The following is a 16,128-nucleotide window of genomic DNA, read 5'->3' on the forward strand; positions in this document are numbered from 1 at the left end:
CCGGCGTTGTGAACAACCGCGGTGGGGGCAAGGTTGCCGCCGCGGACCCTTGACCTGCGCTTGACAGGCGCGGCGGTCGGGAGAAAGTTGCGTATGGGGCGGCACGCAATGCCGGGTTGCCCAGAGCCGCCATGCGCGCAACAGTCGAAGGAGTTTCATCTTGGCTGTCACGATCACCTCCCTCGTCCTCTTCCTCATCGGTCTGGCGCTTGGCGCCGGCGGCATCTGGTTGGCTTCGCTGGGCGGCAGTTGGTACTACATCATCGTCGCTCTCGCCTTCCTGGTCGCCGCCTGGCTGCTCTACCGGCGCCGTTCCACTTCGCTCTGGCTCTACGCGGCGATCGTGCTCGGCACGCTGGCCTGGGCGGTCTGGGAAACCGGCTTCGACTGGTGGGAACTCGGCCCGCGCGGCGGCATCATCGTGCTGGTGGCGCTGTGGCTGCTGACGCCGTGGGCGCGGCGGGGCCTTGCCGGTCCGGACGGCCGCGCGCCACTGATCCTTGCCGTGCTGGCATCGCTGGCGGTGGCCGGCTATTCGATGACCACGGACCCGAAGGACATAGGCGGCGCGCTCGACACCGACAAGGTGATACCCAACGCCAATCTCGGCGGCGACGTGCCGGCGGGCGAATGGCACTATTACGGGCGCACGCAGTTCGGCCAGCGCTATTCGCCGCTCGACCAGATCACACCGGATAATGTCGCCAATCTGCAGCCGGCCTGGACCTACCGCACCGGTGATGTGAAGGGTCCGGACGATGTCGGTGAGACCACCTACCAGGTGACGCCGCTCAAAGTGGGCGACACGCTCTATATCTGCACGCCGCACAATTTCGCCATCGCGGTCGATGCGGCGACCGGCAAGGAGAAGTGGCGCTACGATCCCAAGATCAAGCTCGACAAGGACCGCCAGCACCAGACCTGCCGTGGCGTCTCCTATTATGCCGATGCCGCCGGCGCCGCCGGTCAGCCCTGCGCGACGCGCGTCTATCTGCCGACCTCGGATGCGCGGCTGATCGCGCTCGACGCCGCCAACGGGCAGGTTTGCCCAGCCTTTGCCGAGGGCGGCACGCTCAATCTGCTGACCAACATGCCGTATCCGAAGTCCGGTTATTACTACTCGACTTCGGCGCCGCTGATCGCGGGCGGCAAGATCATCGTCGGCGGCGCGGTCAACGACAATTATTCGACGCAGGAGCCGTCCGGCGTCATCCGCGCCTATGATGCGAGCACCGGCAAGCTGCTATGGAACTGGGATTCCGGCAATCCGGACCAGACGACGCCGCTGGCGGCCGGCCAGACCTACACCGCCAACTCGCCCAACATGTGGTCGACGCCGAGCGCCGACGAGAAGCTCGGCCTGCTCTATGTGCCGCTCGGCAACCAGACGCCGGACCAACTCGGCGCCGGGCGCAGCGCCAATGTCGAGAAATTCTCCTCCTCGATCACCGCGCTCGACCTCAATACCGGGCAATTGAAATGGGTGCGGCAGACCGTGCACCATGACCTCTGGGACATGGACGTGCCGGCGCAGCCGAGCCTGGTCGACATCACCAAGGCCGATGGTTCCGTCGTGCCCGCGCTGGTCGGGCCGACCAAGCAGGGCGACCTCTATGTGCTCGACCGGCGCACAGGCGAGCCGGTGATCGCGGTGAACGAAGTGCCGGCGCCGGGCGGCGCCATCGAAGGCGATCACACATCGCCGACGCAGCCGGTTTCCGATCTTACCTTCATGCCGAAGCCGCTGACCGGCGCCGACATGTGGGGGATCACCATGTTCGACCAGCTGGCGTGCCGGATCGAATTCCAGGGCCTGCGCTATGAAGGCCGCTACACGCCGCCTTCCGTCCAGGGCTCGCTGATCTATCCCGGCAATTTCGGCACCTTCAACTGGGGTGGCGTGGCGGTCGATCCGGTGCGGCAGGTGATGTTCGGCATGCCGACCTACCTGGCATTCAAGTCACAACTCATCCCCCGCGACCAGGTGCCGCCGCCGGACGAGGGGCGCGGCAGCGAGCAGGGGCTGAACCGCAATGAGGGCGCCCCCTACGCAGTGGTGATGGGACCCTTCCTGTCGCCGCTCGGCATCCCCTGCCAGGCGCCGCCCTGGGGCTATGTCGCCGGGGTTGATCTGAGGACCGGACAGATCGCCTACAAGCATCGCAACGGCACCGTCTACGACATGACGCCGCTGCCGTTGCCGCTGAAGGTCGGGGTGCCCGGCATCGGCGGGCCGATGATCACGGCCGGCGGTGTCGCCTTCCTGGGCGCCGCCGTCGACGACTATCTGCGCGCCTATGACCTGACTTCAGGCAGGCAGCTCTGGCGGGCGCGGCTGCCCGCCGGGGGGCAATCGACGCCGATGACCTATACGGTCGCGGACGGGCGCCAGTTCGTGGTCATCGTTGCCGGCGGCCACGGCTCGGTCGGCACCAAGCCTGGCGATTATGTGATGGCCTACGCGCTGCCCAAGTAAGGGGCGGGGTCCAGTTTTCGCGACGCTAGCGCCGCCCCTCATCGCCCTGCCGGGCACTTCTCCCCGTATAGTGACGGGGAGAAGGGGCTGGACGCAACCGCGGCGCCTTCTTGCATCATTGGGGATTAGCGAAATCGGCGATGACAGCGCCCCTCTCCCCGTCACTATACGGGGAGAGGATGCCGGCAGGCAGGTGAGGGGCAGCGCCAGCCATGGTCAGCAAAGCGTCGCAATGCAGGACGTTTTTCTGCCTTCGACCGGGCGGCCGGCGTCGCCGTCTTAGCCGAGCCCCAGATGGCTCTTCAGGCTGGGCACCGAGCCGAGCACCTGGTTGGTCAAATCGGGGCCGGCGGCTGCCTCGGCCTGCTGGACCAGCGTCTCGCCTGCCTTCTGGATCTGCGCCATGTCGAGGCCGGATGCCTTGAGCGCGGCGAGGCCGTTGACCAGCGCGCCGGCTTTCTCGCCGAGAACGCCGCCAAGCGCGCCTTGCAGCGAGGACAGGAAGCCGCCGCCGCCGGCCGGGGCGGCCATGACGTCGTATTTCTGCGCCAGCGCATCGGCGCCCGGAATCTTGGCGAAGAAGGAGGAGGCGCTGGTGCCTTCCGCCTCATGCTCGAGGACCGAGAAAATGGTGCCGACGACCTTTTCGGTCGTAGCCTGGTCGAGACCGGCCTTCTGCGAGACGGTGTTCACGATGTCCTGGACGTCCATGACTTCACCTCAACCTTGGGTTTTTCGTGTTTGCCGGATGACGCTGGCGGCTGCGTACCTTGACCATGGACTTGCGGCTCGCCGCAACAACGGCCGCGCGCATCGCCAGAACGGCGGTCGCAACCATGAAAGCTGTTGCGAGCATCGGCGAGGTCATGGTCATCGGCATTGTTCCTTCCAGATCGGGCCTAGAGCGGTTCAGAGTTTGATAGAACCTCTGCCCCACTCTAACTTCTTGTTTTACGCAATTCCCAAGGGGAAGCGCTGCGCGCTTCTCCCGGGAAAACCGCTACGCACTTTTCCTGGAATTGCTCTACCGTGACCGCCAAGGGCGGCCGGCCAGCCAGTTTCCCCCACTATTGTGGCAGCGCCATCAAGATTTTTCACCGATGACAAAAACGTGATGATCTTCAGCGGCCTGACTGGCGGCCTTGGAGGCGGCGAGGTGTCACCGTCCGGTGGACGATGACAGGCTCGCCCCTATCTTGCGGACGGCAAGGACACCGAAGTCAAGACACCGAGATCGAGGAAGCCCATGACCGACGTCACCACCAAACCCGTCATCACCCAGGCGATGATCGACGCCTATGACGAATACACGCATCTGACGCTGGATCGCCGTCGCTTCATGGAGCAATTGACCAGGCTTGCCGGATCGGGCGCGGCGGCGGCCGCGATCGCGCCGATGCTGGCTGCGAACTCCGCCCAGGCGGCAATCGTGGCCGAAAACGATGCCCGCGTGAAAGGCGAGGACATCACCTATCCCGGCAGCGGCGGCGAGATGAAAGGCTATCTGGTCAAACCGGCAAACCAGACCGGCAAGCTCGGCACCGTCATCGTCATCCATGAAAACAGGGGGCTCAACCCGCATATCCGCGACGTCGCCCGGCGTGTGGCGCTGGAAGGGTTCGTGGCGCTCGCGCCCGATTTCCTGTCGCCGCTCGGCGGTACGCCCGCCGATGAGGACAAGGCGCGCGACATGTTTGGGAAACTCGATGCGGCGCAGACCGTGGCCAACGGCGTGGCGACGGTCGCCTTTCTCAAGGCCGACAAGGACGGCAACGGCAAGGTCGGCGCCATCGGCTTCTGCTGGGGCGGCGGCATGGCCAACATGCTGGCCGTCAATGCGCCCGACCTCGCCGCCAGCGTCGCCTATTACGGCATGCAGCCGAACGCCGCCGACGCGTCTAAGATCAAGGCTGCGCTGCTGCTGCATTATGCCGGCCTCGACCAGCGCACCAACGCCGGGATCGACGCCTTCAAGAAGGAGCTCGACGCCGCCCACGTCGAATACACGGTCTATGTTTATGAAGGCGCCAACCATGCCTTCAACAACGACACCTCGGCGGCGCGCTACGACAAGAAGGCGGCCGATCTCGCCTGGGGCAGGACCGTCGCTTTCCTCAAGCAGAAGCTGGCTTGATCGTCGTCACCTTCCCGGCGCCCAGACCGTCTCGAAAGCCGGCGACAAGGTGAAGCCCGCCGGTCGCTCCGATGTCGGCGGCGGGCGCCGCACGCCTTCCTGCAAATAGCGCAGGGCCGAAGTCACCCCGTGGACCGTGTAGGGCTTGGCAATGACCCCGATCGCGCCGGCGAAATGGTCGGGAATGCGCTTCGGGTTGGCGGTCATGAAAACGACCATGGAGTTCTTCCTGTCGTCGATATATTCGGCGACATCGATGCCGGTCGGGCCGTCGGTGAGGTGGATGTCGACAAAGGCGATGTCGGCCCGCGTCGAATCGACCACCTCCCTTGCTTCGGCCAGGGATGTCGCCCAGCCCACCACACTGTGGCCGGCGTCCTGGACAAGGCTTTCCAGCTCCATGGCCAGCAAGGCCTCATCCTCCACGATCAGGACCTTGAGAGGCTCATTCATGACAGGTTCCCTTTGTGCTGTGGTCCGTTGGGCATCGAAATGACAACGCGAGTGCCGGGACCGGCATCGCGCCACTCGATGTCGGCGCGCAATTGGCGTGCAAGCGACTTGATCAGCCGCATGCCGAAGGAGGCGTCGCCATTGGCATCCGCCATGCCGACGCCGTCGTCCGAGACCTCGATGTTCAAATGGCCGTCCGGCTGGCTCATCTTGATGCCGATGCTGCCCGATCTCGTGCCATCCGGCCCTTCCTTGAAGGCATGCTTGAGTGCGTTGGTGAGGAGCTCGTTCACCATCAATGCCACCGGCGTTGCCTTCTCGGCTGGGATGATGATGGACTCGAGATCGAGTTTCGGATTGATTTCCGAGCGTCCCGAAGCCGTGAGCAGCTCGGAGACGAGATCCCTGGCAAAATCCGAGACATCGAACTTGCTGACGTCCTTGGATTGGTAGAGCCGGCGGTGCACGGTGCTGAGCGCCTCTATGCGTTCCAGCATCGTGCCCAGCGAGCGCTTCAAATTCTCGTCACTTGCGGCCCGGCTCTGCATGAGGATGAGCGAGGAAATCATCTGCAGGTTGTTCTTCACGCGATGATCGACCTCGTGCAGCAGCGTGGTCTGCGCCTCGAGCGCCGCCTCGAGTTCCGCAGTACGTTCCCTCACGGCTTTCTCGAAGCGATCCTTGTCCGCGGTGATGCGATGTTCCGAACGCTTGCGGTCTGAAACATCGAGCTGGGAAGCAAAGAAGAATTGCAATTCGCCTTTGTCGTTGGAGACAGGGCTTATGTAGAGCGCGTTCCAGAAGCTCGAACCATCCTTGCGGTAGTTCAGGATATCGACGCTAAGATCGGTCTCGTTCTCGATCGCGGCGCGTATCTCTGCGATGGCGGCCTTGTCGCTCTTGGGGCCCTGCAGGAAGCGGCAGTTCTTGCCGATAACTTCATGGCGCTCGTATCCCGTCAGGCGCAGGAAGGCGTCGTTTGCAAAGACGATCGGATTGTCATGCCGGCGCGGATCAGTAATGATCATCGACATCCGCGTGGCACGGATGGCCGCCGCGAACGGGTCGCCCTTGCCTTGCTCGACATGAAGGTCGTCGGTCATGTGCCATGCGTCGGCCGGTTCCCTGGTCCTTTTCCAGTCCATCGCGTCGCTCCAAGCCATTTTTCGTGGGAGACAACGGCTCAAAGTCGGATTTGGTTCAATCTCGAACGGCCTGTCGCAGTTCGTCGCAGGTGGGAACCAACGGATGCTTTTTGCAACCGACTGGGAGGAAAGGGATTTCTCGACTAGCCGGCGGAGGCCGGCTTGTGGAAGGCGACACCGGCCACCACCAGGGCGATGCCGATGCAGTCGGCCGGACCGGGGATCTGACGCAGCACCACGACTCCGATCAGTGTCGCGGTGACCGGCAGCAGGGATAGCATCAGCGCGAAACTCGAGCGCGGCAACCGCGCCATGGCGAGTTGATCGCAGACATAGGGTATGACCGAGGAACAGACGCCGACGCCGATGGCGGCAATGAGCAGCGGCGGCGAGAAAAAGGCGGGCAGCGCGTCGGTGAAGCCGATCGGCAGCACGACGACGAAGGCGACCGCCATGGTGGCACCCAGGCCGGCTATGCCGTCACCGGCGCCCGCGCGCGCGACACGGTGGCCAAGCATGATGTAGCCGACAAAGAGCGCGCCGTTGAGGAAAGCCCAGAACAGCCCGACCGGGTCGCTTGACCATCTGACGTCGATCAACAGCAAGGTGCCGGTGACGGCTATGGCAAGAGCGGCCAGATTGCGGGCGCTCCCGAGGCCGACCAGCGCAATGCCGATGGTGCCGACGAATTCAATCGCGGCCACCAGCGAGATCGGCAAGCGGTCGAGCGCCAGGTAGAACGAGCAGTTCATCACCGCCAGGCAAGCGCCGAAGGCCAGCAACAACAGGCGCGTCCGCGTATCGGTTCTGGCGAAGGTTCGCCAGGGCCGCGTCAGCGGCGCGAAGATCAGCGCCGCGGTGGCGATGCGCAGCCACGCCATGCCGAGCACGCCGACATGCGGGAAAAGCAGCACGGCGAAGGCCGGCCCGAGATAGTGGAAGACCGCGCTGACCGCGAACCAGAGATGCGGTGGCAGTCTCGTCGCCAGGCTGCCCGGGCCGGCAAGAGCAGGCCTGGTGGCATCGCGACCGGCAGTCGGGACTTGCGCCTGGTCATCCATCGGCGCAGTATCGCAGGCGATCTTTCCGGTTTATATGGACGATGAGCAGCAAGTCCGGTTATTTCTTTCCCGGAAGCAAGGATTTTTCCATGAAACGCCTTCGAAGCGAAAACGTCGATCTCGACGCCGCCGACATGAAAATATTGCGCTTGCTGGAAGAGGACGCGCGCATCAGCACGGCGGAGTTGGCGCGCTCGGTCGGCCTGTCGGCGCCGAGTGTGGCCGAGCGCCTCAAGCGGCTGCAGGAGAACGGCGTGATCGAAGCTTATTCGGTCAGAATCAATCCCGCGGCGCTTGGCCTGAAACTGTCGGCATGGCTGCGCATCCGGCCGGTGCCGGGGCAATTGGCGGTCGTGGCCGAGATCATCCGCTCCCTGCCCGAGATCGCGCAATGCGACCGGGTGACAGGCGGAGACTGTTTCATCGCGCTGGCGCATGTCGGCTCGGTAGCCGAACTCGAACGGGTGATCGATCGCATCATCCCCCATGCGATGACCAACACGGCGATCATCCAGTCGTCGCCGGTGATCGCGCGCTCGCCGCTGGCGGCGATCAAGCGGCAGGTTTGATCTCGGTGAGATGTTGCTTGAGAAAAATGTCAGCGCCAGACGGCGATCGAAATCGCTTGCCTCAGGCGTGGCCGCGCTTCAGGCGGGCGCGTTTCAGGATGCTGCGCCAGCGAATCATGTCGAATGGGATCGGTTCGTTGTTGTTGGCGATGTGAAAGATCTCGTTGTCGACATTCTTGAGCGAACGCCAGAAATCATAGTCTGATATGCGCGGATCGGCCGCCAGCCTATCCACCTCGACCTTGATGTCGGTTTTCATGCACGTCCCTCGAACCGGCTTCGCCCCGCCGCCCGTAAACAACCCTGGTGCGGACGTTTTCGACCGCTCCGCTGAGTCGTTCAACGGCTCAATTGGCTTGTTCCCGTTAAAACCTCGGTAAGGTTAATGTGGGTCCAGGACCGCTTCAAGCGCTGGCGCCAGTCGATTTGAGGGGGCCGGCGATTTTGGTTCGCGGGTGTGGCTTTGAAGTCGTTCCGTCCTCGAATTTGCCCTAGCCCTGCTTGCGCCTGATTCCGATCGAGCGCCCGGCGCGTTCGGGCATTGGCAGCACCGAATGGGCGGCGCGCATGGCTTCGATCCTGGCCAGCACATCGGCCGGGAAGGGCGCCACCTTCGGCCCCGACATGTCGACATGCAGCGACAGGGTCTCGGACGTGGCGGCGAGCCAGCCGTCGACATGGCGGATTTCCTGGTAGGCCCTGAGCCGCTTCTCGTCATGGTCGATGAGTTGAAAGGAGACTATGACCTTGTGGTCCAGGTGCAACTCCTGCACGTAGCAAACATGGACTTCGGCGGTGTAGATGGTGAGCCGCCGCTCTTTCACATAGTCCAGGCCCATGCCCATCGCCTCGAAGGCCTCGTCCGAGCAGCGGTCGAACAGCACGTTGTAATAGGCCATGTTGAGATGGCCGTTATAGTCGATCCAGTCCTTCTCGATGTCCATGGGCTTGGAAACGAAGGGGGCGAGGATGGACATCGAAACTTCCTTGTTCTGGTGCTGGACAGAGCGTGGTCGTGGAGACTACGCATCCATAATCGCATGACAAGCATGCATGCTGGTCCATTCGCGGAGGATTCCATGGCTCTGAGCGACCTCAATCCGGTCGAACGCAACGAGGAAGGCATCGCGGCCGTACTCGGCATCCTCAAGCAGCGGCTGGGCGAGCGCTTCCAGACCGGCCAGGCGATCCGTTCGCAGCACGCGCATACGACCACCTATATTCCGACGCAGGCGCCCGACGGCGTCGCTTTCCCGGAGACGACGGCCGAGGTACAGGAAATCGTGCGCGCCTGCGCGGCACACCGCGTGCCGGTGATCGCGTTTGGCGTCGGCTCGTCGCTCGAAGGCCACACCAACGCGCCGGGTGGCGGCATCTCGGTCGATACGTCGCGGATGAACCGCATTCTCGCGGTCAATCCGCAGGATCTCGACTGCACCGTCGAACCCGGCGTGACGCGCGAGGACCTGAACCGGCATCTGCGCGACACCGGCCTGTTCTTCCCGATCGATCCGGGCGCCAATGCCTCGCTCGGCGGCATGGCGGCGACGCGGGCCTCCGGCACCAATGCCGTCCGCTACGGCACGATGCGCGAGAACGTACTGTCGCTGACCGCCGTGATGGCCGACGGCGAGACGGTGACGACCGGCAAGCGGGCGAAAAAGAGCTCGGCGGGCTATGATTTGACCAGGCTGCTGGTCGGATCCGAAGGCACGCTCGGCATCATCACCGCGCTGACCTTGAAGCTGCAAGGCATTCCGCAGGCGATCTCGGGCGGCGTCTGCCCGTTCCCGAGTGTCGAGGCGGCCTGCAACGCAGTGATCGCGACGATCCAGATGGGCATTCCGGTGGCGCGCATCGAACTGGTCAACGCGCTGCAGATGCGAGCGATGAAGACTTATTCCAAGCTCGACTATCCGGAGAGCCCTTGCCTGTTCGTCGAATTCCACGGCAGCGATGCCGGCGTTGCCGAGCAGGCCGAGACTTTCGGCATGATCGCCGAAGAAAATGGCGGCGGGCCGTTCCTGTGGACCAGCGTCGCCGAGGAGCGGACCAAACTGTGGAAGGCGAGGCACGACGCCTACTGGGCCTCGCTGACCTTGCGGCCGGGCGCCAAGGGCCTGTCGACCGATGTCTGCGTGCCGATCTCGCGCTTTGCCGAATGCGTCACCGAAACCGAAGCCGATATTGCCGAGATGGGCCTGATCGCGCCGATCGTCGGCCATGCGGGCGACGGCAATTTCCATGTGCTGGTGCTGATGGATGTCAACGATCCCGAGGAAATCGCGCTGTCGGAAAAGTTCGTCGCACGGCTCAACATGCGGGCGATCGCCATGGAGGGCACCTGCACCGGCGAGCACGGCATCGGCCAGGGCAAGATCGGCTTCCTGCGCCACGAACTTGGCCATGGCGTCGACATCATGCGCACCATCAAACAGGCGCTCGATCCGCAAAACATCATGAACCCGGGCAAGATCCTGCCTGACATGGGCTAAGGACGTCGTGAGGCGCCGGTCTTGACCGCGCCGCCATTCAGGTCGAGGCTCCTCCCGTGGCAAGCCTGGAAAGACAGGCGTGCCGGCAGAGGAGGACTGTCATGGCCATTTCACGCAAGGAAGAAGCGCGCGCGCTGAGCGCCGACGAAAAGGAATTGGTGGAGAAGTCGCACCATCCGGCGGTGCAGGATCTTTCCGACGCTGACCTTTCCGGCCTGGTCAAGCATTTGCGGGAACGGCGCGACAAGGCGCAGACCGAAGCGCATCGCCGCCGTCGTGAAATCCGCGGCAAGGGCGCGGCAAAGGGCGCGACCGCCTCGAAGGCTGATGGCGGTTCACAAGTGAAGCTTGCGGTGCTGGCGACGGCGATGCGGCGGCTGAACGGCGAGGCCGAACTGCGCCGCCAACTGGCGGCCCGCATTTCGCTGGTCGGCAACGCGCGCAAGGCGCTGACCTTGAAGCAGAAAGCCCCGAACGGTCCGACGCACAATTCGCGCACGGCGCACAAGGGTATGCGGGCCGTGGCCAACCAGAAGGTTGCAAGCCTGGTCCGACCGGCTGAACTCGGCCGGCAGCGCAAGGCGGCCAAGGTGGCGCAGGCGAAACGCGACGCACGTTGAGGGGCCGCGGATAGAGGCCGCCAGCCGACGCTCTACTGCGCAGCGACAAAGCTTCTCTTACTTTCCCTGCACAAGCGTCTGCAGCATGGGACGGGTCGGGGCGAAGAAGGTCGTCCCGGTGTGCGGCGTCGAGACGTCGAGCAGCCGGTCATAGGCGCCGGGCGGATCGCCGACATACATGCGCTGCAGCATTTTCTCGGTGACCCAGAGATATCTGCTGTAGCCGATGAAGTAGGTTCCGAATTCGTTCTGCCCGGGCCTGCCGAACGGCATGTTGTCGCGCAATATATCGTATTCATTGCCGTCGGCATCCTCGATAGTGGCCAGCGACTTGTGCGACTTGCGCGGCGCCTCGTCGTCATCGATTTCGATGTTGTCGATCTTGGTGCGGCCGATGATCGCCTCCTGCTCGGGCGTCGGAATGCGCGCCCAGGCCTGCATGTCGTGCAAATATTTCTGGACCACGACATAGCTGCCGCCGGCAAAATCGGGGTCCTCTTCACCGACCAGCGCCGAGGCGGGCAAGTCGAGGCCGGCAGGGTTGGCGGTGCCGTCGACGAAGCCGAGCAGGTCGCGGGCATCGAAATAGCGAAAGCCCGTCACTTCGTCGACGACGGTCACACCGGGACCAAGCCTGTCGAGCAGGATACGTTCGAATTCGAAGCACATGTCGGGCCGCTCGGCGCGAATGTGGAAGAGCAGGTCGCCCGGCGTCGTTGGCGCCGAATGGACCGCGCCCTTGATCGGAGCGAACGGCTTCAGCTCCAGCGGCCGCCGGCCGGGGCTGAGCCGGTTCCAGAGATCGCTGCCGATGCCGGCGATGCAGGACAGGCGGCCACCAAGGTCGCGGAATCCGACAGTCTTGACCAGATCGTCGAGTTCGCCAAGCACGGAGCACACCCTGGCCAGGGCCGGCTGTTCGCCGGCGACGGTGACGACAAGAAAAATCGCCGATTGCGAAAGCGGGGCATCGACGCTCTGCGCATCGATCGGCACACGGTCCCAGTTCTTGCCCGACATCCGAGAATCTCCGCTTTTTCCAGGATTTGTTTCAGATCGTCCGGCAGGACGCAACACGGGATGATTTGCCTCTTTATCGACACGCGGATGCGGGTAGAGTGCGGCAGAATTTCAATCAACCTGTTCGGAGCTGATGCTCGCACGCCTGTTCGTGATCTTCGGTGGCTTGTTCGTGCTGGTGCTGTGCGCGGCGCTGGTGGTGCCGTATTTTGTCGACTGGACCGGCTACCGCGCCGAGTTCGAGCGCGAGGCAAGCGCCATCCTGGGCCGCAAGGTGACCGTGCAGGGCGACGCCACGGCAAGGCTGTTGCCGTTTCCCTCGGTGACCTTTTCCAACGTCGCCGTCGCCGGCGGCCCCAACGGCCAGCCGGCCATGACCGTCGAGACGTTTTCGATGGATGCGGAACTCGCGCCCTTCCTGCGCGGCGAGGTGCTGATTTTCGACATGCGGCTGGTGCGGCCGAAGGCAATCATAGACATCGCCGCCAATGGTACCGTCGACTGGGCGATGCGCCCGTCTTCGCCCTTCGACCCCGGACAGGTCTCGATCGAGAAACTGACGGTGACGGAAGGGCAGATCGAACTGCGCCATGCTGCCGGCGGCCGCAGCCACATCTTCTCCGAGATCAACTCGACCATTTCGGCCAAATCGCTGGCCGGTCCGTGGCGCATGGACGGCACGTTGCGTCTCGACGGCTTGCGCGCCACGGTTGCGGCCTCGACCGGCAAGGCCGAACCTTCCGGGCAGCTGCGGCTTCGGCTGAAGGCGGACCCCGATGCCTATCCGCTGGTCATCGAGACCGACGGCAATGCGGGCATCGTCAACAGTGCGGCCGTCTATTCCGGCCAGTTCAAGATTTCGGGCGCCGACAAGAATTCAGCCGAGCTGCGCGGCACGGATGGCGCAACGGTGAAGGTCAGCGCCGGCAAGCCCGATCCGGGCTTTCGGCTGAACGGCAAGTTCTCGCTCGATCACCAGAAGCTTGGCGTCGACGAATTCCGTTTCGAGACCGGTCCGCTGGACAATCCCTATACCGCCGACGGCAAAGCCTCGGTCGATCTCGGCCAGAAACCGAGTTTCGCCATCGAGGCCAATGGCGCGCAGGTGCAGTTCGACGAGGCGGTGGGTGCGCCGGCCGGCGCGGGCCTGACGCTGGACCAGCGTATCGCGGGGCTGGAACAGGCGCTGCTCGATCTGCCGAAGCCGACAATTCCCGGCACGGTCGAGGTCAAGCTGCCGGCGGTGGTGGCCGGCGACACGACGGTGCGCGATGTTCATCTTTCCGCCGAGCCGGTCGATGACGGTTGGTCGGTGAAATCGCTCGCCGCGACCTTGCCGGGCCGCACCAAGCTGGAAGCCGATGGCAAGGTCATGCTCAACGTGCAGGGCCATTTCGGCTTCACCGGCTCGTTGCTGCTGGCGGTGGCGCAACCTTCAGGTTTTGCGGCGTGGCTGTCGAAGGATGTCGACGAGGCGATCCGCCGTCTGCCTGCCGCCGGTTTCAAGGCCAAGGTCGATCTCTCGCAAAACCATCAATCCTTTAGCGATCTCGAATTGATCCTGGGCAAGGCGAAGTTTTCCGGCCGCATCGATTCCAGCCAGCCCGACGACGCAAAGCCCTCGGTGCTGATGCGGCTCGAGGGCGGCGAACTCGATGTGGACGGGCTGGCGGCCTTCGCCTCGATCTTCGTCAGCGACAAGGGCGCCAACCGCTTTGCCAGCAGCGACCTCGATTTCCAGATCAAGGCCGGCCCGGTCAGCGCCGGCGGCTTGACCGCCGACACGGTCGATACCGCACTAAGGCTGCGGGACGGGCTGCTCGAAATCGACCGGCTGTCGGTGGGCGGACTGGCTGGCGCCTCGATCAGCGCCACCGGCCGGATCAAGGATTTTCCGGCGAGCCCGACCGGCAAGCTCGACGCCTCGGTGGTCGCTGTCGACCTGAAACCGCTGATCGATGTCGCCGCGCAGCATTATCCTGATAATGCCGTGCTGAAGGGGCTCGCGGGCCGCGCCGCCGCTTATCCCGACCTGTTCCAGGATGCGCGCATCGACCTCGTGGCCAGTGCCGCCGACAATGGCGACGGCTCCACGGGCCTGGCGATGAGCGGGCAAGGCAAGGCCGGCGGCTCGGCGTTTTCGGCGTCGCTGTCGGGGAAGGGCGCGGTGGGCAAGCTTTCTGACGCCCCCGTGACACTGACGTTCAATGCCAGGAACCCGGACGCAACCGCCTTGCTGGCGCTCTACGGCTTGCCGGCGCTACCGCTCGGCATGCTGGGCGAGGCAAGCACCGATATCCAGGCCAAGGGCACGTTCGGCGGCGGCCTGACGACGAGCTTCAGCCTTGCCGGCAACGACTTCAAGGCCGGCTTCGAGGGAACGGTCGCCGACACGCCGCAAGGTCCGACGGCGAAGGGCAAGGTCAACCTCGACGCCTCCGACATCGAGCCATGGCTGATGACGACGGGCATCGGCCTGCCCGGCATGGGCGCCGGCATGTCGACATCGCTGGCCGCGCAGGCCGATTATGGCAACGGCCTGCTGGTGCTCTCCGGGCTCAGCGGCGCCATCAACGAGGCAGCCGTGTCCGGCGACATCAACCTCGATGTCAAGCAGGGCGTGGACGGCAAGGACGGCGTGCCGCATCTGGCCGGCGCGCTGGCGCTCGACGAACTCGACCTTGATCCGATGGCGGTGGCGCTGTTCGGCGATTCCGCTTTTCTCGTGGACAAGAACGGGGCCGACAAAAGTGACAATGCCGGCAAGAGTGACAAGGCCGGCAAGAGTAACAGGGCCAGTGCGTGGCCGTCGGCGCCGTTCAGCCAGAAGTCCAGCTTGCCGTTCACGGCCGATCTCGACCTGACCACGGCTTCGCTGGCCGCCGGCCCGCTCGCCACCGCCTATGACGCGGCCTTCTCGCTCAAGCTCGACCCGGACGGCATCCGCGTGGCCGATCTCAAGGCCAAATTCCTCGACGGGGCGCTGACCGGCCTGTTCGAGTTGAAGAACAATGAGGGCACGGGGCTTTTCACCGGACAGATGAAACTGGCGGGCTCCGATCTGGCAAGCGTCTTGCCGGACGCGGGTATCGGCGGCACCGGCGATTTCTCGACGACGCTGTCGACCAGCGGCAAGTCGGTCGACGCAATGATCGCCGCCCTGTCTGGTTCCGGCACGGCGGCGCTGAAGGATTTGCAAATCGCCGGCGTCAATCCCGATGCCTTCAGCGCATTCCTCGCCAAGGCGGATGCGATCGGCCGCGATATCGACGCGGCCAAGACCGCCGGCTTCGCGCCTGACATCGCCGCCGCCGGCAGCTTCGCCGCAAAGGACGCCGAGGTCGCCTTCACGATTGCCGGCGGCACGCTCAGGGCGCCGCCGATCAGCCTTGAAAACCCGGCCGCGACCTTGTCGGCCGACATCACGGCCGACCTCAACGCCAGCACGGTTTCGGCCAAGGGCGCGGTCACCTATCGGCCCGGCGACGAAGCGCTGGTCGGCTCCGAGCCGGCCGTGAATTTCACCGCCGAGGGGCCGTTCGGCGCCGTGAAACGGCAGTTCGACAGCGAGCCTCTGGCGCAGTTCCTGACCCAGCGCGCGCTGGAAAAAGAACAGCAACGCGTCGAGGCGATGCAGGCCGCGCTGCTCGAGAAACAGCGGCTGCGGCGCGAGGTGCGCTACTACGCGGCACTTCAGGATGCCCGCGACAAGGCCGCCGAGGAACTGCGCCAACAAGAGGAAGCGGCGCGCCTGAAAGCGGAGGCCGACGCCAAGGCGAAAGCGGAAGCCGACGCTCAGGCCCAGGCTGAAGCGGATGCCAAGGCAAAGGCCGACGCGGAAGCGAAAGCCAAGGCGGACGCAGACGCGAAAGCCAAGGCCGATGCCGAGGCCAAGGCGGCGGCGGAACAGCAGGCAGCCGACGAGGCGGCCAAGGCGCAGGCCGAACAGGAACGCCAGAAGGCGGAGGAGGCAATGCGCATTGCCTCCCAGGAAAAAGCCAGGCTCGAGGCGGAGCGCAAGGCGGCGCAACAGGCGCCCAAGGCCGAGCAGTCGCCCGCCAACGACAATCCGCCTCCGGCCAAGCCGAAAGCCAACCCATTCACGGTCGACAATCTGTTGAAGTCGCTGCAGTAGGACTAGGCATTCCGGCTGCC

General features: G+C 64.5%; 14 protein-coding genes. 6 read left to right on the forward strand and 8 right to left on the reverse strand.

Translation table 11 applies throughout. The annotated features are described in order from the left end of the window. The first annotated feature begins 160 nt into the window (after positions 1-160). Complete coding sequence (locus EN845_RS15190; RefSeq protein ID WP_127871665.1) at positions 161-2,476, forward strand: glucose/quinate/shikimate family membrane-bound PQQ-dependent dehydrogenase; 2,316 nt, start codon at positions 161-163, stop codon at positions 2,474-2,476. Positions 2,477-2,755: 279 nt separating this feature from the next. Here EN845_RS15190 and EN845_RS15200 read toward each other — a convergent pair whose 3' ends face one another. Then, a complete protein-coding gene (locus tag EN845_RS15200) occupies positions 2,756-3,187 on the reverse strand; it encodes a hypothetical protein (RefSeq protein ID WP_127277585.1) in 432 nt (143 codons plus the stop codon). 4 nt (positions 3,188-3,191) lie between these two features. Further along, positions 3,192-3,350: a hypothetical protein gene (locus EN845_RS35485; protein ID WP_167531372.1), complete on the reverse strand. Its 159-nt coding sequence runs from the start codon at positions 3,348-3,350 to the stop codon at positions 3,192-3,194. Between the two features lie 372 nt (positions 3,351-3,722). Between EN845_RS35485 and EN845_RS15205 the strand changes: the two genes are divergently transcribed. Then, positions 3,723-4,610, forward strand: a complete 888-nt coding sequence (locus EN845_RS15205; protein WP_127871664.1) for a dienelactone hydrolase family protein — start codon at positions 3,723-3,725, stop codon at positions 4,608-4,610. 6 nt (positions 4,611-4,616) lie between these two features. Here EN845_RS15205 and EN845_RS15210 read toward each other — a convergent pair whose 3' ends face one another. The 3 genes from EN845_RS15210 to EN845_RS15220 all read right to left on the reverse strand — a co-directional run bounded on the left by EN845_RS15210 (position 4,617) and on the right by EN845_RS15220 (position 7,269). Continuing rightward, on the reverse strand, positions 4,617-5,063 hold the full coding sequence (locus EN845_RS15210) for a response regulator (RefSeq protein WP_127277581.1): 447 nt from the start codon (positions 5,061-5,063) through the stop codon (positions 4,617-4,619). Next, on the reverse strand, positions 5,060-6,208 hold the full coding sequence (locus tag EN845_RS36640; RefSeq protein ID WP_127871663.1) for a histidine kinase dimerization/phosphoacceptor domain -containing protein: 1,149 nt from the start codon (positions 6,206-6,208) through the stop codon (positions 5,060-5,062). The genes EN845_RS15210 and EN845_RS36640 overlap by 4 nt, the downstream gene beginning before the upstream one ends. A gap of 143 nt (positions 6,209-6,351) precedes the next feature. Then, positions 6,352-7,269, reverse strand: a complete 918-nt coding sequence (locus EN845_RS15220; RefSeq protein WP_127871662.1) for a DMT family transporter — start codon at positions 7,267-7,269, stop codon at positions 6,352-6,354. 89 nt (positions 7,270-7,358) lie between these two features. Here EN845_RS15220 and EN845_RS15225 point away from each other — a divergent pair, with 89 nt between their 5' ends. Beyond that, a complete protein-coding gene (locus tag EN845_RS15225; RefSeq protein WP_127871661.1) occupies positions 7,359-7,838 on the forward strand; it encodes an Lrp/AsnC family transcriptional regulator in 480 nt (159 codons plus the stop codon). Between the two features lie 61 nt (positions 7,839-7,899). On the opposite strand, the gene EN845_RS15230 is transcribed toward EN845_RS15225, so the two are convergent. Together EN845_RS15230 and EN845_RS15235 are read right to left on the reverse strand one after the other, a co-directional pair. Further along, positions 7,900-8,097, reverse strand: coding sequence for a hypothetical protein (locus EN845_RS15230; RefSeq protein ID WP_015317249.1), 198 nt, complete (start codon positions 8,095-8,097; stop codon positions 7,900-7,902). 232 nt (positions 8,098-8,329) lie between these two features. After that, entirely contained in the window at positions 8,330-8,815 is a 486-nt protein-coding gene (locus EN845_RS15235; RefSeq protein WP_127871660.1) for a thioesterase family protein, read from the reverse strand. Positions 8,816-8,917: 102 nt separating this feature from the next. Between EN845_RS15235 and EN845_RS15240 the strand changes: the two genes are divergently transcribed. Beyond that, positions 8,918-10,333, forward strand: a complete 1,416-nt coding sequence (locus EN845_RS15240) for an FAD-linked oxidase C-terminal domain-containing protein (RefSeq protein ID WP_127277568.1) — start codon at positions 8,918-8,920, stop codon at positions 10,331-10,333. A 101-nt stretch (positions 10,334-10,434) separates the two neighbouring features. Next, a complete protein-coding gene (locus EN845_RS15245) occupies positions 10,435-10,953 on the forward strand; it encodes a hypothetical protein (RefSeq protein WP_127871659.1) in 519 nt (172 codons plus the stop codon). Positions 10,954-11,010: 57 nt separating this feature from the next. On the opposite strand, the gene EN845_RS15250 is transcribed toward EN845_RS15245, so the two are convergent. Continuing rightward, positions 11,011-11,973 (reverse strand): Dyp-type peroxidase, encoded by a 963-nt coding sequence (locus EN845_RS15250; protein WP_127871658.1) that lies wholly within the window; start codon positions 11,971-11,973, stop codon positions 11,011-11,013. 133 nt (positions 11,974-12,106) lie between these two features. Between EN845_RS15250 and EN845_RS15255 the strand changes: the two genes are divergently transcribed. Then, complete coding sequence (locus EN845_RS15255; RefSeq protein WP_127871657.1) at positions 12,107-16,108, forward strand: AsmA-like C-terminal region-containing protein; 4,002 nt, start codon at positions 12,107-12,109, stop codon at positions 16,106-16,108. Positions 16,109-16,128: the final 20 nt, after the last annotated feature.

Source organism: Mesorhizobium sp. M8A.F.Ca.ET.202.01.1.1 (assembly GCF_004791595.1).
Taxonomy (GTDB): domain Bacteria; phylum Pseudomonadota; class Alphaproteobacteria; order Rhizobiales; family Rhizobiaceae; genus Mesorhizobium.